The 20,207-nt window shown below is 73.2% G+C and carries 15 protein-coding genes; 8 read left to right on the forward strand and 7 right to left on the reverse strand.

Annotated elements, in window-relative coordinates; genetic code table 11:
* The first annotated feature begins 228 nt into the window (after positions 1–228).
* The 5 genes from ACFYT9_RS13455 (at position 229) to ACFYT9_RS13475 (ending at position 7,370) form a co-directional block, all read left to right on the forward strand.
* The gene (locus ACFYT9_RS13455; RefSeq protein ID WP_376603146.1) at positions 229–1,008 is read left to right on the forward strand and encodes an ATP-binding cassette domain-containing protein; all 780 of its coding nucleotides are present in this window, start codon (positions 229–231) and stop codon (positions 1,006–1,008) included.
* Entirely contained in the window at positions 1,005–2,315 is a 1,311-nt protein-coding gene (locus ACFYT9_RS13460; RefSeq protein WP_376603145.1) for a sugar ABC transporter permease, read from the forward strand. The genes ACFYT9_RS13455 and ACFYT9_RS13460 overlap by 4 nt, the downstream gene beginning before the upstream one ends.
* 222 nt (positions 2,316–2,537) lie before the next feature.
* Entirely contained in the window at positions 2,538–4,460 is a 1,923-nt protein-coding gene (gene dxs / locus ACFYT9_RS13465; RefSeq protein ID WP_387270044.1) for a 1-deoxy-D-xylulose-5-phosphate synthase, read from the forward strand.
* Between the two features lie 225 nt (positions 4,461–4,685).
* Positions 4,686–6,164 (forward strand): amino acid permease, encoded by a 1,479-nt coding sequence (locus ACFYT9_RS13470; protein WP_389163162.1) that lies wholly within the window; start codon positions 4,686–4,688, stop codon positions 6,162–6,164.
* A 117-nt stretch (positions 6,165–6,281) separates the two neighbouring features.
* A complete protein-coding gene (locus ACFYT9_RS13475) occupies positions 6,282–7,370 on the forward strand; it encodes a hypothetical protein (RefSeq protein WP_376603142.1) in 1,089 nt (362 codons plus the stop codon).
* A 103-nt stretch (positions 7,371–7,473) separates the two neighbouring features.
* On the opposite strand, the gene ACFYT9_RS13480 is transcribed toward ACFYT9_RS13475, so the two are convergent.
* The 5 genes from ACFYT9_RS13480 to ACFYT9_RS13500 form a co-directional block, all read right to left on the reverse strand.
* Positions 7,474–9,612, reverse strand: a complete 2,139-nt coding sequence (locus tag ACFYT9_RS13480) for a 3-hydroxyacyl-CoA dehydrogenase NAD-binding domain-containing protein (protein WP_376602891.1) — start codon at positions 9,610–9,612, stop codon at positions 7,474–7,476.
* Positions 9,609–10,823: an acetyl-CoA C-acyltransferase gene (locus ACFYT9_RS13485; RefSeq protein ID WP_364944522.1), complete on the reverse strand. Its 1,215-nt coding sequence runs from the start codon at positions 10,821–10,823 to the stop codon at positions 9,609–9,611. Before ACFYT9_RS13485 ends, ACFYT9_RS13480 begins: the two co-directional genes overlap by 4 nt.
* A gap of 197 nt (positions 10,824–11,020) precedes the next feature.
* Positions 11,021–12,304 carry an HRDC domain-containing protein gene (locus ACFYT9_RS13490; RefSeq protein ID WP_376602889.1) on the reverse strand — a complete coding sequence of 428 codons (1,284 nt, stop codon included), beginning with the start codon at positions 12,302–12,304 and terminating at the stop codon, positions 11,021–11,023.
* A gap of 81 nt (positions 12,305–12,385) precedes the next feature.
* Positions 12,386–13,051 (reverse strand): response regulator transcription factor, encoded by a 666-nt coding sequence (locus ACFYT9_RS13495; RefSeq protein WP_015037008.1) that lies wholly within the window; start codon positions 13,049–13,051, stop codon positions 12,386–12,388.
* 273 nt (positions 13,052–13,324) lie between these two features.
* Entirely contained in the window at positions 13,325–14,050 is a 726-nt protein-coding gene (locus ACFYT9_RS13500) for a DUF3000 domain-containing protein (protein WP_387280182.1), read from the reverse strand.
* Positions 14,051–14,140: 90 nt separating this feature from the next.
* Between ACFYT9_RS13500 and hemE the strand changes: the two genes are divergently transcribed.
* Positions 14,141–15,217 (forward strand): uroporphyrinogen decarboxylase, encoded by a 1,077-nt coding sequence (gene hemE / locus ACFYT9_RS13505; protein WP_389163165.1) that lies wholly within the window; start codon positions 14,141–14,143, stop codon positions 15,215–15,217.
* A gap of 30 nt (positions 15,218–15,247) precedes the next feature.
* On the opposite strand, the gene ACFYT9_RS13510 is transcribed toward hemE, so the two are convergent.
* Positions 15,248–16,621 (reverse strand): FAD-dependent oxidoreductase, encoded by a 1,374-nt coding sequence (locus ACFYT9_RS13510; protein WP_389163167.1) that lies wholly within the window; start codon positions 16,619–16,621, stop codon positions 15,248–15,250.
* A 9-nt stretch (positions 16,622–16,630) separates the two neighbouring features.
* Positions 16,631–17,725, reverse strand: coding sequence for a DUF4349 domain-containing protein (locus tag ACFYT9_RS13515; RefSeq protein ID WP_389163170.1), 1,095 nt, complete (start codon positions 17,723–17,725; stop codon positions 16,631–16,633).
* Positions 17,726–17,867: 142 nt separating this feature from the next.
* On the opposite strand from ACFYT9_RS13515, the gene hemG reads away from it, so the two are divergent.
* Both hemG and hemQ read left to right on the forward strand, forming a co-directional pair.
* Positions 17,868–19,340, forward strand: coding sequence for a protoporphyrinogen oxidase (hemG, locus tag ACFYT9_RS13520; RefSeq protein WP_387280174.1), 1,473 nt, complete (start codon positions 17,868–17,870; stop codon positions 19,338–19,340).
* 17 nt (positions 19,341–19,357) lie between these two features.
* Entirely contained in the window at positions 19,358–20,071 is a 714-nt protein-coding gene (gene hemQ, locus ACFYT9_RS13525; protein WP_387280172.1) for a hydrogen peroxide-dependent heme synthase, read from the forward strand.
* The last annotated feature ends 136 nt before the right edge of the window (positions 20,072–20,207 follow it).

Consider the following 20,207-nt stretch of genomic DNA (forward strand, 5'->3'; position numbering starts at 1 on the left):
CCGGGGCCGACTCCTCGGCCCCGCCCTCCCTGCCGGACCGTCAGCCCCGGCAGGCAGCGGAACGCGCCGCCCCCCGTGCCGCGGCTCCGCCCCCTCGCCGTCCGGCCCCGGCCGACCCAGACCCCGCTGTCGGTCCGGGGCCGGACGAGCACAGCCCCCCTCGAACTCGGCGCCGCACGGCGCGACATGCCGCCGTCCCCCGCACGGGCGGCGAAGGAGTTGGTTCACGTGTCCCAGACGCCTGTCCTGGCGTTGCGCGGGATCTTCAAGCGATTCGGAGCGGTCCAGGTCCTCTCCGGTGTCGACCTCGAAGTCCACGCCGGCGAAGTCGTCGCCCTGGTCGGCGACAACGGCGCCGGAAAGTCCACCCTGGTCAAGACGATCGCCGGCGTCCACCCGATCGACGAGGGCACCATCGAGTGGGAGGGCCGCCCGGTCGGCATCTCCCGCCCGCAGGACTCGCAGGCCCTCGGCGTGGCCACCGTCTACCAGGACCTCGCCCTCTGCGACAACCTCGACGTCGTCGCCAACCTCTTCCTCGGCCGCGAGCTCAAGAAGGGCGGCGTCCTCGACGAGGTCGCCATGGAGAAGCGGGCCAAGGACCTCCTCTCCACGCTCTCCATCCGCATCCCCAGCGTCCGCATCCCCGTCGCCGCCCTCTCCGGCGGCCAGCGGCAGGTCGTCGCGATCGCCCGCGCCCTGGTCGGCGACCCCAAGATCGTGATCCTGGACGAGCCCACCGCCGCCCTCGGCGTCGAGCAGACCGCCCAGGTCCTCGACCTGGTCGAGCGGCTCCGCGAGCAGGGCCTCGGCGTCATCCTCATCAGCCACAACATGGCCGACGTCAAGGCCGTCGCCGACACCGTCGCCGTGCTCCGCCTCGGCCGCAACAACGGCACCTTCCCGGTCGCCACCACCACGCACGAAGAGATCATCGCCGCGATCACCGGTGCCACGGACAACGCCGTGACCCGCCGGCAGGCCCGCACCGCGGAGGTAGCCCAGTGAGCACGACCCCCAAGGCGACCGACGAGGCGCCCGTGCCCGAGCCCCGCACCGCCGAGGACGCCGCCGCCGAGACGCCGGCCGCCGCAGCGGTCCCCGCCGTCGACCCCCGCCTCCTCGTCCGCGAGCAGGGCTTCAAGGGCTACGTCGAGGAGTTCAAGCGCAAGATCCGCTCCGGCGAGATCGGCTCCCTGCCCGTCGTCATCGGCCTGATCGTCATCGGCATCGTCTTCCAGGCGCTGACCGGCAACTTCATCACCTCGTACAACCTCGACCAGATCACCCTGTACGCGGCCGGCCCCGGCATCATGGCCGTCGGCATCGTCTTCGTGCTGCTCCTCGGCGAGATCGACCTCGCCGTCGGCTCCGTCGCCGGCCTCGCGGGCTCCGTCTGGGGCGTCCTCGCCACCGACATGCCGGACTCCCTCGCGATCCTCCTCGGCATCCTCTCCGGCACCCTCCTCGGCGCCTTCCACGGCCTGGTCTTCGCCAAGATCGGCGTCCCCGCCTTCGTCGTCACCCTCGCCGGCTTCCTCGGCTGGGCCGGCCTCCAGACCTGGGTGATGGGCGAGCGGTCCACCATTCCCACCCCCATCGGCAGTTTCGTCGGCGACCTCACCAAGTTCTACTTCTCCGACGTCGCCGCCGCCTACGGCCTCGCCGCCGTCGTGATCGCCGCCTTCTACCTCGCCCAGCTGCGCGACTCCCGCCGCCGCAAGGCCGCCGAGCTGCCGAGCCGCCCGCACAGCGAGATCCTGCTGCGCACCGGCGTCCTCGCGGTCCTCGTGCTGGTCGCCGCGTACGGCTTCAACCAGGAGAAGGGCCTGCCCCTCTCCCTGGTGATCTTCCTGGTGATCCTGCTCGTCACCGACTTCGTGCTGCGCCGCACCACCTACGGCCGCCAGGTCTTCGCGGTCGGCGGCGGCATCGAGGCGGCCCGCCGCGCCGGCATCAACGTGGCCTGGATCCGCACCTCGGTCTTCATGATCTCCGGCACCCTGGGCGCCGTCGGCGGCCTCTTCCTGGCCTCCGCCACCGGCGGTGCCGACCGCTCGCTCGGCGGCGGCAACCAGCTCATGATGTGCATCGCCGCGGCGGTCATCGGCGGCACGAGCCTCTTCGGCGGCCGCGGCAAGGTCTGGTCGGCGCTCCTGGGCATCCTGGTACTCCAGTCCATCGTCCAGGGCCTCAACCAGCTCAACCTGGAGTCCAACGCCATCCAGTACATGATCACCGGCGCGGTGCTCCTCATCGCCGTGATCATCGACTCCGTCTCCCGCAAGACGCAGAAGTCCGCGGGACGGGCGTGACACGCGCGACGCGTGTGACGCCCTTCGGGTAAGACGCGCCACATTCGCCCGGCACCGGAGAACCGGTGCCGGGCACCGTCGCGTCCGGAGCAGTGTCCGGAGCGGTACATCCCCCGTCCGGGTGATGCCACTCCGCCTGGCCCGATGCCCACGATCCAAGACGGAACATTAGACTCGGCAAAATCGGCAAGCTCGACCAGCTCAGAACGCAAGGAGGCACGGGTGGCCCTGCTGACCCGTATCAGGACACCGCGCGACCTGGACCGGCTCTCCCCGGAACAGCTGGAGCAGCTGGCCGCGGAGGTCCGGACCTTCCTCGTCGAAGCCGTCTCCAAGACCGGTGGCCACCTCGGCCCCAACCTCGGCGTGGTCGAACTGACCATCGCCCTGCACCGCGTCTTCGACTCCCCGAAGGACAAGGTCCTCTGGGACACCGGCCACCAGAGCTACGTCCACAAGCTCCTCACCGGCCGCCAGGACTTCTCCAAGCTGAAGATGAAGGGCGGCCTCTCCGGCTACCCCTCGCAGGCGGAGTCCGAGCACGACGTGATCGAGAACTCGCACGCCTCGACCGTCCTCGGCTGGGCCGACGGCCTCGCCAAGGCCAACCAGATCCTGAAGAAGGACGACCACGTCGTCGCCGTCATCGGCGACGGGGCCCTCACCGGCGGCATGGCCTGGGAGGCGCTCAACAACATCGCCACGGCCAAGGACCGCCCGCTCGTCATCGTCGTCAACGACAACGAGCGCTCCTACGCGCCCACCATCGGCGGCCTCGCCAACCACCTGGCGACCCTGCGCACCACCGACGGCTACGAGCGCTTCCTCGCCCGCGGCAAGGACATCCTGGAGCGCACCCCGGTCGTCGGGAAGCCGCTCTACGAGACCCTCCACGGCGCCAAGAAGGGCCTCAAGGACTTCATCGCCCCCCAGGGCATGTTCGAGGACCTCGGCCTCAAGTACGTCGGCCCCATCGACGGGCACGACATCGAGGCCCTGGAGTCCGCCCTCACCCGCGCCAAGCGCTTCGGCGGCCCGGTGATCGTCCACTGCCTCACCGAGAAGGGCCGCGGCTACCAGCCCGCCCTCCAGGACGAGGCCGACCGCTTCCACGCCGTCGGCAAGATCCACCCCGACACCGGACTCCCGATCGCCACCTCCGGCGCCGACTGGACCGGCGTCTTCGCCGACGAGATGGTCGCGCTCGGCAAGGAGCGCGCCGACATCGTCGCGATCACCGCGGCCATGCTCCAGCCGGTCGGCCTGGACAAGTTCGCCAAGGAGTTCCCGGAGCGCGTCTTCGACGTCGGCATCGCCGAGCAGCACGGCGCCGTCTCCGCCGCCGGCCTCGCCACCGGCGGCCTCCACCCGGTCTTCGCCGTCTACGCGACCTTCCTCAACCGCGCCTTCGACCAGGTCCTGATGGACGTGGCCCTGCACAAGTGCGGCGTCACCTTCGTCCTCGACCGGGCCGGCGTCACCGGCACCGACGGCGCCTCCCACAACGGCATGTGGGACATGTCGATCCTCCAGGTCGTGCCCGGCCTGCGGCTCGCCGCCCCGCGCGACGCCGACCAGGTCCGCGCCCAGCTCCGCGAGGCCGTCGAGGTCACCGACGCGCCCACCGTGGTCCGCTTCTCCAAGGGCGCGGTCGGCCCCGCCGTCCCCGCCGTGGGCCGGATCGGCGGCATGGACGTGCTCCGCGAGCCCGGTACGGACCGGCCGGACGTCCTCCTGGTCTCCGTGGGCGCCCTGGCGCCCATGTGCCTGGAGATCGCCGACCTCCTCGACAACCAGGGCATCTCCACCACCGTGGTCGACCCCCGCTGGGTCAAGCCGGTCGACGAGGCCCTCGCACCGCTCGCCGCCGACCACCGGGCCGTCGTCACCGTCGAGGACAACAGCCGCGTCGGCGGCGTCGGCTCGGCCGTCGCCCAGGCGCTGCGCGACGCCGGCGTCGACGTGCCGCTGCGCGACTTCGGCATCCCGCCGGTCTTCCTCGACCACGCCTCCCGCGGCGAGGTCATGGCCGAGATCGGTCTGACCGCCCCCGACATCGCCCGCCAGGTCACCGGCCTGGTCTCGCGCCTGGACGGACGGTTCGAGGCGTCGGCGCGTCCGGCCGTGGAGCCCGTCCGCGACTGACACCCCGAGGACCGGCCCGCCCGCGGGCCGGTCACTCCTCGTCACCATTGGGCCGGTCGGCTCACCCTCCCGGGTGCCGTCCGGCCCTTTCGCGTGCATTCTGGGCTCACTGCGGGCAGCCGTCCCCCGGGGCCTTCCGGCCGGGGGCCCGAGACCCGACGTCACGGACGACGCGGAGGTACCACGGTGAGTACGGATCAGCGCCCCCCACGGGACAACTCCGGGATGTTCCGGACCAAATCGGTCGAGCAGTCGATCCGGGACACCGAGGAACCGGAGCACGCGCTCCGGAAATCCCTCTCCGCCTGGGACCTCACCGTCTTCGGAGTGGGTGTCATCATCGGCACCGGCATCTTCGTCCTGACCGGCAAGGTCGCGAAGGAGAACGCGGGCCCCGCCACCGCCCTCGCCTTCGTCGCGGCCGGCATCGTCTGCGCCCTGGCCGCCCTCTGCTACGCCGAGTTCGCCTCGACGGTGCCGGTGGCCGGGTCGGCGTACACCTTCGCGTACGCCTCCATCGGCGAGCTGCCGGCCTGGATCATCGGCTGGGACCTCGTCCTGGAGTTCGCGCTCGGCACGGCGGTGGTGGCCGTCGGCTGGTCCGGGTACGTGCGCTCGCTGATGGACAACATCGACTGGCATCTGCCCGCGGCGCTCGAAGGACCTGACGCACCGGGCGGCACCTTCGACATCCTGGCCTTCCTGCTGGTCCTGGTGCTCACCGTGATCCTCGTCGTCGGCATGAAGCTGTCCGCCCGGATCACCGCCGTCGTCGTGGCCATCAAGGTCACGGTCGTCATGATCGTGATCGTCGCGGGCCTCTTCTTCATCGTCGGCGACAACTACTCGCCCTTCATCCCGCCGGCGGTGACGCCGGAGGGCGGCGGCTCCAACTGGGACTCGCCGCTCGTCCAGCTCCTCTTCGGGTACGAGCCCACCAACTTCGGCGTCATGGGCATCTTCACCGCCGCCTCCATCGTCTTCTTCGCCTTCATCGGCTTCGACGTGGTCGCCACCGCCGCCGAGGAGACCAAGCTGCCGCAGCGGGACATGCCCCGCGGCATCCTCGGCTCGCTGCTGATCTGCACCGTGCTGTACGTGGCGGTCGCCCTGGTCGTCACCGGCATGCAGCACTACACCGAACTGTCCGTCAGCGCCCCGCTCGCCGACGCCTTCAAGTCCGTCGGCCATCCCTTCTACGCCGGCGTGATCAGCTTCGGCGCGGCCGTCGGCCTCACCACCGTCTGCCTCATCCTGCTGCTCGGCCAGACCCGCGTCTTCTTCGCGATGAGCCGGGACGGCCTGCTGCCCCGCTTCTTCTCGGTCACGCACCCGCGCTTCAAGACCCCGTACCGGCCGACCATCCTGCTCGGCGTGATCATCGCGATCGTGGCCGGCTTCACCAGCATCAACGAGCTGGCGACCCTGGTGAACATCGGCACCCTCTTCGCCTTCGTGATGGTCGCCGCCGGCGTCATCGTCCTCCGCCGCACCCGCCCCGACCTGCACCGCGCCTTCCGCACCCCGTGGGTCCCGGTGCTGCCGATCGTCTCGATCGCCGCCTCCTTCTGGCTGATGCTCAACCTGCCGGGCGAGACCTGGTTCCGCTTCGCGGTCTGGATGGCGCTCGGCGTCATCGTGTACTTCCTGTACGGTCGCGGGCACAGCCGGCTGGGCAAGGAGGGCCGGGACGCCCAGTACTAGACGGGTACGCGCCCCCCGCGCGGCCGACTAGCAGCGGGCGCGGGGAAGGCGGCCGGGCCGGGCGGATACAGTCGGTGGGAACCGACCCCCACTCGACCCGGAGCGCTGGATCCCCCCATGGTGAACCGACCGTCCCAGGCCCCCGCCGCCCCCTCCCACGGCTCCCCGAGCGCCCCCACGATGCACGGCGGCTGGCTGGCCCGGGGAGCCGAAGGACGCTTCAGCGTCTACGTCCCCCGGGACGGCGAGGTGGTCCGCTGGACCGAGGGCCCCGAGGGCCGGTTCACCGGACCCGAACCGCTCGGCGGCGGCGGTCTGCTGCCCTTCCTGGCGGCCGCTCAGGGCCCCGACCGCTACGTCCACCTGGTCGGCCTGCGCCCCACCGCGACCGGCGCCGAGGCGGGCGAGGACCACGTCGAGCTCGTGCACAGCGTCCAGTTCCAGACCGGCCGGCCCAACGTGGAGTGGAAGGCCATCGGCCACGCCAACGGCAAGGGCGAGTGGTGCGGCAACCCGGCCCTCGCCGTCGACGGCAAGGGCCGCGCCCACGTCTTCGTCCGCAACCGCGGCGGCGGAGTCAGCGCCCGCGTCCAGAAGGACGCCGGCGGCTGGCACCCCTGGTGGGACCTGAAGGGCGGCCGCACCGACCAGAACCCGGTGGCCGCGGTCAACGGCGACGGCCTCGTCGAGCTGTACACCGCCACCGACCGCGGACTGCTCCGCTACGTGCAGAAGGAGCCGGGCGCCCGCCCGGTCGTCGAGCCGCTGCTGACCACCCCGGTCGTCCAGGGCACCCTCGCCGCGGTGACCGGCACCTCCGGGCACGTGACCCTCTTCTACGCCGACGGCGAGGGCCGGATCCGGGCCTGGTCCCCGGGCCGGGGCCTGGAGCCCACCCCGTTCGCCGACGCCGTCGGCCCCGGCCCGCTGACCGCCGGCCGCTGCGTCATCGACGGCTACGACTGCACCCTGCTCGCCCAGTGCGACGACAAGGGCGGTGCCACCCTCGCGGCCTACCTCACGGAGCGCGAGGACACCGGCCTGCACTGGACCCCGTCCGGCCCGCCGGTGCTCGGCCCGCCGGCCCTGACGGCCGACACCGAGGGCGCCGCGGCGGTCGCCGCGCTGACCTCCGACGGCGGCGTGGTCGTCACCCGGCAGAAGGACGAGTCCGGCCTCGCCCTGGCCGCCTGGACGCGCCTCTGAGGCCGTCCGGGCCCCCGCCGCGCGGCGGGGGCCCGGGAGAACGCCGAAGGCGCTGCCCGGCCCCTGGAGAGGGGGCCGGGCAGCGCCTTTCGTACGGGGTGCGTTACGCCGGGACGCTCGCGACGCCCTGCGCCAGGAAACGCTTGCCGTTGACGCGCTCGGAGACGCCCTCGCGGTCCAGGTACGGCGTGATGCCGCCCAGGTGGAAGGGCCAGCCGGCACCGGTGATCAGGCAGAGGTCGATGTCCTGCGCCTCGGCGACGACACCCTCCTCCAGCATGAGGCCGATCTCCTGCGCCACCGCGTCGAGGACGCGGTCGCGGACCTGCTGCTCGGTGAGGACGGTGTCGCCCTGCTTGAGCAGCGCGGCGACCTCGGGGTCGAGCTCCGGCTTGAAGCCGTTCTCCGGCTTGTAGACGTAGAAGCCGCGCTTGCCGGCCTCGACGACGGCCTTCAGGTTGGGGGAGACGGTGAAGCGCTCCGGGAAGGCGCGGTTCAGGGTCTCGGAGACGTGCAGGCCGATGGCCGGGCCCACGAGCTCCAGGAGGACCAGCGGGGACATCGGCAGGCCCAGGGGCTCGATGGCCTTCTCGGCCGTCTCGACCGAGGTGCCCTCGTCGATGACGTTCTGGATCTCGCCCATGAAGCGGGTGAGGATGCGGTTCACGACGAACGCCGGGGCGTCCTTGGTGAGGACCGCGGTCTTCTTCAGCTTCTTCGCCACGCCGAAGGCGGTGGCGAGCGAGGCGTCGTCCGTCTTCTCGCCGCGGACGATCTCCAGGAGCGGGAGGATCGCGACCGGGTTGAAGAAGTGGAAGCCGACCACGCGCTCCGGGTGCCGGAGCTTGGAGGCCATCTCGGAGACCGACAGCGAGGAGGTGTTGGTGGCGAGGATCGCGTGCGCCGGGGCGACCGCCTCGACCTCCGCGAACACCTTCTGCTTGACGGACATCTCCTCGAACACGGCCTCGATGATGAAGTCCGCGTCCGCGAAGCCCTCGGCCTTGTCGAGGACACCGGAGACCAGGCCCTTGAGGCGGTTGGCCTTGTCCTGGTTGATGCGGCCCTTGCCGAGCAGCTTCTCGATCTCGCCGTGGACGTAGCCGACGCCCTTGTCCACGCGCTCCTGGTCGATGTCGGTCAGGACGACCGGCACCTCCAGGCGGCGCAGGAAGAGCAGGGCCAGCTGGGAGGCCATCAGACCGGCGCCGACGACGCCCACCTTGGTGACCGGGCGGGCCAGGGACTTGTCCGGGGCGCCGGCGGGGCGCTTGCCGCGCTTCTGCACCAGGTTGAAGGCGTAGATGCCGGAGCGGAGCTCGCCGCCCATGATCAGGTCCGCGAGGGCCTGGTCCTCGGCGTCGAAGCCCTTCTGGAGGTCGCCGTCCTTGGCGGCCTCGATGATGTCGAGGGCGCGGTAGGCGGCGGGGGCGGCGCCGTGCACCTTGGAGTCGGCGATCGCGCGGCCCTTGGCGACGGCGGCGTCCCAGCCCTCGCCGCGGTCGATCTCCGGGCGCTCGACGGCGACGGAGCCGTTCAGCACGCCGGCGGTCCAGATGAGCGACTGCTCCAGGAAGTCGGCGCCCTCGAAGAGCGCGTCGGCGATGCCGAGCTCGAAGACCTGCTTGCCCTTGAGCTGACGGTTCTGGTTCAGCGAGTTCTCGATGATGACCTGGACGGCCTTCTCGGCGCCGATCAGGTTCGGGAGGATCGCGCAGCCGCCCCAGCCGGGCACCAGGCCGAGGAAGACCTCGGGGAGCGAGAAGGCCGGCAGGGCCTTCGACACGGTGCGGTAGGTGCAGTGCAGACCGACCTCGACGCCGCCGCCCATGGCCGCGCCGTTGTAATACGCGAAGGTCGGCACGGCGAGCGCGGAGAGGCGCTTGAAGACGTCGTGGCCGCCCTTGCCGATGGCGAGGGCCTCGTCGTGCTTCTTCAGCAGCTCGACGCCCTTGAGGTCGGCGCCGACCGCGAAGATGAACGGCTTGCCGGTGAGGCCGGCGGCGACGATCTCGCCGTTGGCGGCCTCGGCCTCGACCTGGTCGATCGCCGTGTTCAGGTTGGCCAGCGACTGCGGACCGAAGGTGGTCGGCTTGGTGTGGTCGAAGCCGTTGTCCAGCGTGATCAGCGCGAACCGGCCGGCCCCGAAGGGCAGCTCGAAGTGGCGTACGTGGGCCGAGGTGACGACCTCGTCCGGGAAGAGCTCGGCGGCGCCCTTCAGAAGCTCGGCGGTGGTGCTCACTTGCCCTCCCAGTGGGGGTTCTCCCAGATGACCGTCGCGCCCATGCCGAAGCCGACGCACATGGTGTTGAGGCCGTAACGGACCTGCGGGTTCTCCTCGAACTGGCGCGCCAGCTGCGTCATCAGACGGACGCCGGAGGAGGCCAGCGGGTGACCGTAGGCGATGGCGCCGCCGTACTGGTTGACGCGCGCGTCGTCGTCGGCGATGCCGTAGTGCTCCAGGAACGCGAGGACCTGCACGGCGAAGGCCTCGTTGATCTCGAAGAGACCGATGTCGTCGATCGAGAGGCCGGCCTGGGCCAGGGCCTTCTCGGTCGCCGGGATCGGGCCGTAGCCCATGACCTCGGGCTCGACGCCGGCGAAGGCGTACGAGACGAGGCGCATCTTGACCGGGAGGTCGTTCTCCCGGGCGAAGTCCTCGGAGGCGATGATCGAGGCGGTGGCGCCGTCGTTCAGGCCGGCCGCGTTGCCCGCGGTGACGTTGCCGTGGACGCGGAAGGGCGTCTTCAGGCCGGCCAGCGACTCCAGGGTGGTGCCCGGGCGCATCGGCTCGTCGGCGGTGACCAGGCCCCAGCCGGTCTCGCCGGCCTCGGCGTTGGTGCGGCGGACGGAGATCGGCACCAGGTCAGGCTGGATCTTGTTGTCCGCGTAGGCCTTGGCGGCCTTCTCCTGCGAGCGCACGGCGTACTCGTCGGCGCGCTGCTTGGTGATGCTCGGGTAGCGGTCGTGCAGGTTCTCGGCGGTCATGCCCATGAAGAGGGCGGACTCGTCGACCAGCTTCTCGCTGACGAAGCGCGGGTTCGGGTCCACGCCCTCGCCCATGGGGTGGCGGCCCATGTGCTCGACACCGCCGGCGATGACGGCGTCGTAGGCGCCGAAGGCGATGGAGCCGGCGACCGAGGTGACGGCGGTGAGGGCACCGGCGCACATGCGGTCGATGGAGTAGCCGGGCACGGACTGCGGCAGACCGGCGAGGATGCCGGCGGTGCGGCCGAGGGTGAGGCCCTGGTCGCCGATCTGGGTCGTCGCGGCGATCGCGACCTCGTCGATCTTCGCCGGGTCGAGGGCCGGGTTGCGGCGCAGCAGCTCCCGGATGGCCTTCACGACGAGGTCGTCGGCGCGGGTCTCGTGGTAGATGCCCTTCGGGCCCGCCTTGCCGAACGGGGTGCGGACGCCGTCGACGAAGACGACGTCCCTGACGGTACGAGGCACGATGGCTCTCCTCCAGGTGCGGGACGGCACTGCTGCGGCGCACCACTAAGCGTGCGCTTGCTTCCCCCATGCTACTTGTGGGTAACCAAGCTGCCCACCCCCTGAGGGCCAAGCGACGGAGGTCACACCCTCACGGACGCGCCGAAGCCCCCGGCGCCGGGGCGCGGGGGGCTTCGGTACGCGGTCGGCCGGCGGTCTCAGGCACGGGCGGCCAGGGCCTCCGTGAGGAGCGGGGCGACCAGCCCGATCTGCCAGGACCGGGCCCCGTGGGCGCCCAGCGCGGCGGCGACGGCGTCCCGGTCGGCGGCGGCCGGGGGTTCCCAGCAGATCCGGCGGACGGTGTCCGGGGTGATCAGGTTCTCCTGCGGGAGGTTCAGTTCCTCGGCGAGCGCCGAGACGCCGGCCCGGGCGGCCGAGAGGCGGGCGGCGGCCGCCGGGTCCTTGTCCGCCCAGGCGCGCGGCGGGGGAGGGCCGGCCACCTGCGCGCCCGGCTGGGGCAGCTCGTTCTCGGGGAGGGCGCGGGCGCGGTCCACGGCCGCCTGCCACTGCTCCAGCTGGCGCCGGCCCATCCGGTGGCCGAAACCGGGCAGGGCGGTGAGGGCGGCGACGTTCACCGGGACGGCGAGGGCCGCCTCGACGATCGCCGCGTCGCTCAGCACCTTGCCGGGGGAGACGTCCCGCCGCTGGGCGACCCGGTCGCGGGCCGTCCAGAGCTCGCGTACGACCGCCATCTGGCGGCGGCGGCGCACCTTGTGCATGCCGGAGGTGCGGCGCCAGGGGTCCTTGCGCGGCGGGGCGGGCGGGGCGAGGGCGATGGACTCGAACTCCTCGTGGGCCCACTCCAGCTTCCCCTGCCGGTCCAGCTCCTTCTCCAGCGCGTCGCGCAGGTCGACGAGGAGCTCGACGTCGAGGGCCGCGTACCGCAGCCAGGGCTCGGGGAGCGGACGGGTGGACCAGTCGACCGCGGAGTGGCCCTTCTCCAGGGCGAAGCCGAGGACGGACTCGACCATCGCGCCGAGGCCGACGCGCGGGAAGCCGGCGAGCCGGCCGGCCAGCTCGGTGTCGAAGAGCGAGGAGGGGCGCATGCCTATGTCGCGGAGGCAGGGGAGGTCCTGGGTGGCCGCGTGCAGGATCCACTCGGTGCCGTCGAGGGCCTCGCCGAGGCCGGAGAGGTCGGGGCAGCCGACCGGGTCGATCAGCGCGGTGCCCGCGCCCTCGCGGCGGAGCTGGACGAGGTAGGCGCGCTGGCCGTAGCGGTAGCCGGAGGCGCGCTCGGCGTCGACGGCGACGGGGCCGCGTCCGGCGGCGAAGGCGGCGATCACCCCGGCGAGCTCGGAATCGCTCGCGACGACCGGCGGGACGCCCTCGCGGGGCTCCAGCAACGGGGTCGGAAGCCCATTCGCAGGGACGTTCTCGTCCGGGGGGCCGCCCCCGGTGGTGCGCAGTGCGGTGTCTGCTGCGGTCTCTTGGGCGTCGGTCACCTGTCAAGGGTATCCGCCGACGGCAAGCGCCTGTCGACGGAACGTTCCGTCGACAGGCGCCGCGTTTCCGTCAAGGCCGCGTCAGTGGATGATCCCGGTCCGCAGCGCGACGGCGACCATGCCGGCCCGGTCGCCGGTGCCCAGCTTGCGGGCGATCCGGGCGAGGTGGCTCTTCACGGTGAGCGCCGAGAGCCCCATCGAGACGCCGATGGCCTTGTTGGACTGGCCTTCGGCGACCAGGCGGAGCACCTCGACCTCACGGCCGGAGAGCTCGCGGTAGCCGCCCGGGTGGCTCGGGGCACCCGGGGGGCGGCGGTGGCCGAGCCGGGCGGCCGCGGCGCCGATGGGCGCGGCGCCGGGGCGCGTCGGGTGGCCGATATTGGTCCGCGTGCCGGTGACGACGTAGCCCTTCACGCCGCCGGCGAGCGCGTTGCGCACCGCGCCGATGTCGTCGGCGGCCGAGAGGGCGAGGCCGTTGGGCCAGCCGGCGGCGCGGGTCTCGGACAGCAGGGTGAGGCCGCTGCCGTCGGGAAGGTGGACGTCGGCCACGCAGATGTCGCGCGGGTTGCCGACGCGGGGACGGGCCTCCGCGATGGACGACGCCTCGATCACGTCCCGTACGCCGAGCGCCCACAGGTGGCGGGTGACGGTGGAGCGGACGCGCGGGTCGGCCACGACGACCATGGCCGTCGGCTTGTTCGGGCGGTAGGCGACCAGGCTAGCGGGCTGCTCGAGCAGAACGGACACTCGGCCTCCTGGGGGGAAGGGTGCGGGACGGAGCCGGCTCGGGGAAGAAGCCGGGGGCGAACCCGTGCTCTGAAGGGGTCAATGACTCCTTCGGCAATCTGGCCGCCCGCCTTTAGGGAAAGATCACGATTTAGTGAGTAACAATTGGGGCAATTCGGACGAGCGATCGATCATCCTACGAGCGGACCCCGTTCCCTCACCCCCACGGGGGACCCCCGTACGAACGCGAGAAGGGGCCCCGAAGGGCCCCTCACGAACAGGTGACCGGACCGCTCAGGCGCCCTGCGGCCCCCGGCGCTGCGGCAGCGAGACGACCCCCGCGCCCGACACCGTCCCCGTCCCGCCCGGCTCCCCGGCCGGACCCGTCGCCCCGGAGGGCTCCGCCGGCGCCGGCGGCAGCCCCGCGATCTGGCACAGCAGGTCCGACCAGGCCGCCAGGTGCGCCGCCGTGTCCGGCACCCCGCCGACGCCCTCCCGGGGCGTCCACGACGCCCGGATCTCGATCTGGGTGGCCGGACGGCGCTCCGCGAGCCCCCCGAAGTAGTGCGAGCCCGCCATCGTCACCGTCCCGCTCGCCTCCCCGTACGCGAGCCCGCGCGCCTCCAGCGCGCCGGTCAGCCAGGACCAGCACACCTCCGGCAGCAGCGGATCCGCCGCCATCTCCGGCTCCAGCTCCGCCCGCACCAGCGTCACCAGCCGGAAGGACCCCTTCCAGGCGTCGTGCCCCGCCGGATCGTGCAGCAGCACCAGACGCCCGTCCGCGAGGTCCTCCTCGCCGTCGACGACCGCCGCCTCCACCGCGTACGCGAACGGCGCGAGCCGCTGCGGCGGCCGGGTCGGCTCGATCTCCATCTCCGGCCGCAGCCGTGCCGTCCGCAGGGCGTCCACCGCCCGCCGGAACGCCGTCGGCACCGGGGTCCCCGCCGTACTGTCCGCCTTGTCGCCCGTCCCTCGAATGCCGTCGGAATGATCGGAAAAATGTCCCTGAGCCGCAGCCATGCGGGGAAGAGTAGGCGGAACGGGGCCGCCATGCGGGGAGGGACACCCGCCCGGCACGGGCGGCTTCCGGTCACATGCGAAGATTTGGGCGTGAGCGCCATGAACAGCCCGACGGGCCAGCAGACGAAGCAGCAGTCGCGGACGTACGACTCCGCGTTCCTCAAGGCGTGCCGGCGTGAGCCCGTGCCCCACACCCCCGTCTGGTTCATGCGCCAGGCCGGGCGCTCCCTGCCCGAGTACCTGAAGGTCCGCGAGGGCATCCCCATGCTGGAGTCCTGCATGCGGCCCGAGCTGGTCAAGGAGATCACGCTCCAGCCCGTCCGCCGCCACGAGGTCGACGCCGCGATCTTCTTCAGCGACATCGTCGTCCCGCTCAAGGCCATCGGCGTCGACCTCGACATCAAGCCCGGCGTCGGCCCCGTCGTCGCCCAGCCGATCCGCACCCGCGCCGACCTCGACCGGCTCCGCGACCTCACCCCCGACGACGTCCGGTACGTCACCGAGGCCATCGGCATGCTCACCGAGGAGCTCGGCGACACCCCGCTGATCGGCTTCGCCGGCGCGCCCTTCACCCTCGCGAGCTACCTCGTCGAGGGCGGCCCGTCCCGCAACCACGAGCACACCAAGGCGCTCATGTACGGCGACCCGCAGCTCTGGGCCGACCTGCTCGACCGCCTCTCCGAGATCACCTCCGCCTTCCTCAAGGTGCAGATCGAGGCCGGCGCCTCCGCGATCCAGCTCTTCGACTCCTGGGTCGGCGCCCTCGCCCCCGCCGACTACCGCCGCTCGATCCTCCCCGCCTCCGCGAAGGTCTTCGACGCGGTCGCCGGCTACGGCGTCCCCCGCATCCACTTCGGCGTCGGCACCGGCGAGCTCCTCGGCCTCATGGGCGAGGCCGGCGCGGACGTCGTCGGCGTCGACTGGCGCGTCCCGCTCGACGAGGCCGCCCGCCGCGTCGGCCCCGGCAAGGCGCTCCAGGGCAACCTCGACCCCGCCGTCCTCTTCGCCGCCACCGAGGTCGTGGAGGCCAAGACCGACGAGGTCCTGGCCGCCGCCAAGGGCCTGGAGGGCCACGTCTTCAACCTGGGCCACGGCGTCATGCCCTCGATGGACCCCGACGCCCTCACCCGCCTCGTCGCCTACGTCCACGAGCGCACCGCCGTCTGACGCCACCGGCCGGCGGTACGGGCGGCGGGCTCAGCCCTCCGCCCGTACCGCCGCCACCGCCTTGCGCGCCGCGACCAGCACCGGGTCCCACACCGGCGAGAACGGCGGCGCGTACCCCAGGTCCAGCGCCGTCACCTGCTCCACCGTCATCCGGGCCGTCAGCGCCACCGCCGCGACGTCCACCCGCTTCGCCGCGCCCTCCCGGCCCACGATCTGCACCCCGAGCAGCCGCCCGGTCCGCTTCTCGGCCAGCATCTTCACCGTCATCGGCGCCGCCCCCGGGTAGTAGCCCGCCCGGCTCGTCGACTCCACGGTCACCGTCACGAACCGCAGCCCGACCTCCCGCGCGTCCTTCTCGCGCAGCCCCGTCCTGGCGATCTCCAGGTCGCACACCTTCGACACCGCCGTCCCCACCACGCCGGGGAAGGTCGCGTAGCCGCCGCCCACGTTCGAGCCGATGACCTGCCCCTGCTTGTTGGCGTGGGTGCCCAGCGGCACGTGCCGCTCCCGGCCCGACACCAGGTCCAGGACCTCCACGCAGTCCCCGCCCGCCCACACGTTCTCCTGCCCCCGCACCCGCATCGACAGGTCCGTGAGCAGTCCGCCGTGCGCCCCGAGCGGCAGCCCGGCCGCCCCCGCGAGCGAGGTCTCCGGCACCACGCCCGTCCCGAGGACCACCACGTCCGCCGGGTACTCCCCGTCGTCCGTCGCCACCGCCCGGACCCGCCCGTCGTCACCCGTGAGGATCTCCCGCACCGCGGCCGAGCCGACCGTACGGATCCCCAGCCCGTCCATCGCCGCGTGCACGAGCCGGCCCATGTCCGGGTCGAGCGTGGACATCGGCTGCTCGCCCCGGTTGAGGACCGTCACCTCGTAGCCCCGGTTCAGCAGCGCCTCCGCCATCTCCACGCCGATGTACCCGGCGCCCACGACCACCGCCCGCCGCCCCGCCGTCCCGGCCAGCGAGTCCAGGAGCGCCTGCCCGTCCTCCAGGGTCTGCACCCCGTGCACGCCCCGCGCGTCGATCCCCGGCAGCGGCGGGCGGTCCGGGCGCGCCCCGGTCGCGATCACCAGCTTGTCGAAGCCCGTCCACGCCTCCGTGCCGGCCGTCAGGTCCCTGGCGAGAACCCTCTGCCCCGCGAGGTCGATCTCCGTCACCTCGGTCCGGGTCCGCAGCCCGATCCCGCGCGCCCGGTGCTCCTCGGGGGAGCGGGCGATCAGCTCCTCCCGCCCGCCCACGTCCCCGCCCACCCAGTACGGGATGCCGCAGGCCGAGTACGAGGAGAACCGGCCCCGCTCGAAGGCCGTGATCTCCAGCTCCCCCGGCCCCTTGAGCCTGCGCGCCTGCGACGCGGCGGACATGCCCGCCGCGTCGCCCCCGATGACCACCAGTCGTTCGCTCATGCGCCCACGCTACGGCGCCGGGGCCTCCCCGTCCGGCTCCTCGTCGGCCACCGGCCGCCCGGCCGCGTCCGTCCGCTCCCGCTGCGCCGGCACGGCGGCCGGGGCGGGGTCGGGGTCTGCCACGACGGCCGCGCGGACGCGGCGGCGCGGACGCACCACCCACCGCCACACCGCGTACGCGCCCAGCGCCACCGCCAGCCACGGGGCGAGCGCCGCGAGGACCACCAGGGCCCAGGAGACGACGGCGGCCAGCGCGCCCCAGCCGCCCGACAGCGCCTCCAGGAGGCCCGGCCGGCTGTCGTCCGACCGCTCGTCCTCGACGGCGGGCCGCTCCTTCTCGCTCAGGCTCAGCGTGATCGTCGCCAGCGAGGTCCGGTCCTTCAGCGACGACTGCTGGGCCAGCAGCGCCTCCAGGTCCGCCTGCCGCCGGCTCAGCTCCCCCTCCAGCGTCACCACGTCGGCCAGCCGCTCCGCCCGGTCCATCAGCGCCCGCACCCGCGCCACGCTCGCCCGCTGCGTGGCGATGCGGCTCTCCACGTCCACCACCTGATCGGTGACGTCCTGAGCCTCCGCCTTGCGCGCGAGCAGCTTCCCGGCGCCGGCCAGCTCGGAGAGGACCCGGTCGTAACGGTCCTGCGGCACCCGCAGCACCATCGTCGAGTGGCCGTACCGGTCGTCGACGCGCTCGGTCGTCTCCGACTCCACCCGGCCGCCCGCGGACGACACCACGGCCCGCACCCGGTCGGCGGTCTCCGGCACCCGGTCGACCTCCACCGACAGCGAGGCCGTACGGATGACGTGCTGCGCGGCCGGAGCCTTCGCCCCGCCCGGCCGCGCCGCGTCCCCCTTCGCGTCCCCCTTCGCTCCCGCCGTGCCCGCCGTGCCCGAGCCCCCCGTCGTCCCGTCCTGCCGCGCCGCCTCGTCGGCGGCCGCGCCCGCCGCGGGAGCGGCGGCCTTGGACCCCGCGTCGTCGGACGCGCCGCCTGCGCACCCCGCCGTCAGCGCCAGCGAGGCGGCGAGCAGCAGCGCCGCCCCCGCCCTCCGCCCGACGGCCGCCCTGCCCGCCCCGCCCGTTCTGCTCGTCCTGACCGTTCCGCTCGACATGCGCACCGAACCCCCCAGGGTCGCCGGAAGTGTTGCCCCTAGGACGTACGCCACCCGCCACGGGTTTGCGTCTCCCGGTAGCGATGCGGTCACGTTCCGGCCTCGGAACGGGGGCGCGAGGGCGATTTGAGAGAGTGGTGCCATGAACGCGGACACCACGGGACCCCACGCCGGACCCCACGCCGTCGTCGTCGGCGGCGGCATCACCGGCCTCGCCGCCGCCCGTCGGCTGCTCGCCGCCGGCGCGCGCGTCACCCTCCTGGAAGCCGGCGGCCGGCTCGGCGGGAAGCTGCGCGCCGGGGAGATCGCCGGAGCCCCCGTGGACCTCGGGGCCGAGTCCCTGCTGGCCCGCCGCCCCGAGGCCGTCGCGCTCGCCGAGGCCGTCGGCCTCGGCGACCGGCTCCAGGCCCCCGGCACCACCACCGCCTCCGTCTGGTCCCGCGGCCGGCTCGTCCCGATGCCCAAGGGCCACGTCATGGGCGTCCCCGGCGACGCCGCGGCCGTCGCCGGCCTCCTCTCCGGGGAAGGGCTGCGCCGGATCGGCCGGGACGCGGAACTGCCGCCCACCGAGATCGGCGACGACACCGCCATCGGCGCGTACGTGGCCGAGCGCATGGGCCGCGAGGTCGTCGACCGGCTCGTCGAACCCCTCCTCGGCGGCGTCTACGCCGGCGACGCCTACCGCATCTCGATGAGAGCCGCCGTCCCCGCCCTCTTCGAGGCAGCCCGCCGCCATCCCACCCTCACCGCCGCCGTCCGTGCCGTCCAGGCCGCCGGCGCCGCCGTCCCCGCCGACGCGGCGGGCGCCGCCACCGGCCTCGGCGGAGCCGCCTTCGCCGGCATCTCCGGCGGCATCGGCACCCTCCCCGGCGCCGTCGCCGACGCCGTCCGCGCCGCGGGCGGCACGATCCTCAACCACACCCCCGCGACCGCGCTGCTGCGCGCCGGGACCGGCTGGCGGGTCGTCACCCCGGAGCGGACCCTCGACGCGGACGCCGTCGTCCTCGCCGCCCCCGCCCCCGTCGCCGCCCGCCTCCTCGGCGACCACGCCCCCGAGGCCGCCGCCCTCCTCGGCGAGATCGCCTACGCCTCCATGGCCCTGGTGACGCTCGCCTTCCGCCGCGCCGACCTGCCCGCACTGCCCGGCTCCGGCTTCCTCGTCCCGCCCGTCGACGGGCACACCATCAAGGCGTCCACCTTCTCCAGCCAGAAGTGGCGCTGGGTCGGCGAGGAGGCCCCGGACCTCTTCGTGCTCCGCACCTCCGTCGGCCGGCACGGCGAGGAGACCTGGCTCCACCGCGAGGACGAGGACCTCGTCGCCGCCTCCCTCAAGGACCTCGGCGCCGCCACCGGCCTCGCCGCCCGCCCCGTCGCCACCACCGTCACCCGCTGGACCGACGGCCTCCCCCAGTACCCCGTCGGGCACCTGGACCGCGTCGCCCGGGCCCGTACCGCCCTCGCCGGCCTGCCCGGACTGCGCCTCGCCGGGGCCGCGTACGACGGCGTCGGCATCCCCGCGTGCGTCGCCTCGGCGCACCGCGCGGCCGACGCCGTCGCGGACGAGATGATCGCCACGCCGGAAACGGGGCACCCCGGTGCGGGGCACTCCTCGTGACGGGCGAGAATAGGCGTATGAGTGCGCCCGAAAAGATCCCGAACGCCGGTAAGAAGGCGAAGGACCTCAACGAGGTCATCCGCTACACCCTGTGGTCCGTCTTCAAGCTGCGCGACGTCCTGCCCGCCGACCGAGCCGGCTACGCCGAAGAGGTCCAGGAGCTGTTCGACAAGCTGGCGGCGGAGGACGTCACCGTCCGCGGCACGTACGACCTGTCCGGTCTGCGCGCCGACGCCGACGTCATGATCTGGTGGCACGCCGAGACGAGCGACGAGCTCCAGACGGCGTACAACCTCTTCCGCCGTACGAAGCTGGGCCGCGCCCTGGAGCCGGTCTGGTCGAACATGGCGCTGCACCGCCCCGCCGAGTTCAACAAGTCGCACATCCCGGCCTTCCTCGCCGACGAGAACCCCCGCGACTACGTCTCGGTCTACCCCTTCGTCCGCTCCTACGACTGGTACCTGCTGCCGGACGAGGACCGCCGCCGGATGCTCGCCGACCACGGCAAGATGGCCCGCGGCTACCCCGACGTCCGCGCCAACACCGTGGCCTCCTTCTCGCTCGGCGACTACGAGTGGCTGCTCGCCTTCGAGGCCGACGAGCTGCACCGCATCGTGGACCTCATGCGCCACCTGCGCGCCTCCGAGGCGCGGATGCACGTCCGCGAAGAGGTCCCCTTCTACACCGGCCGCCGCAAGAGCGTCGCGGAGCTGGTGGCGGGCCTGGCCTGACGGCCGCCCCCTTGCCCGGCGGCTCCCCGGCTCCCCGCCGGGGCGTCCGCCCCCTCGACCCGGAAGATCAGACGGCGGCCACGCCATGGCCCGCCGCTCCAGCGACACCGGGTCCGGCACCGGGTGCGGCGCGCGC

The sequence above is a fragment of the Streptomyces sp. NPDC004435 genome, from assembly GCF_042873895.1.
In the GTDB taxonomy this organism is placed as follows: Bacteria; Actinomycetota; Actinomycetes; order Streptomycetales; family Streptomycetaceae; genus Streptomyces.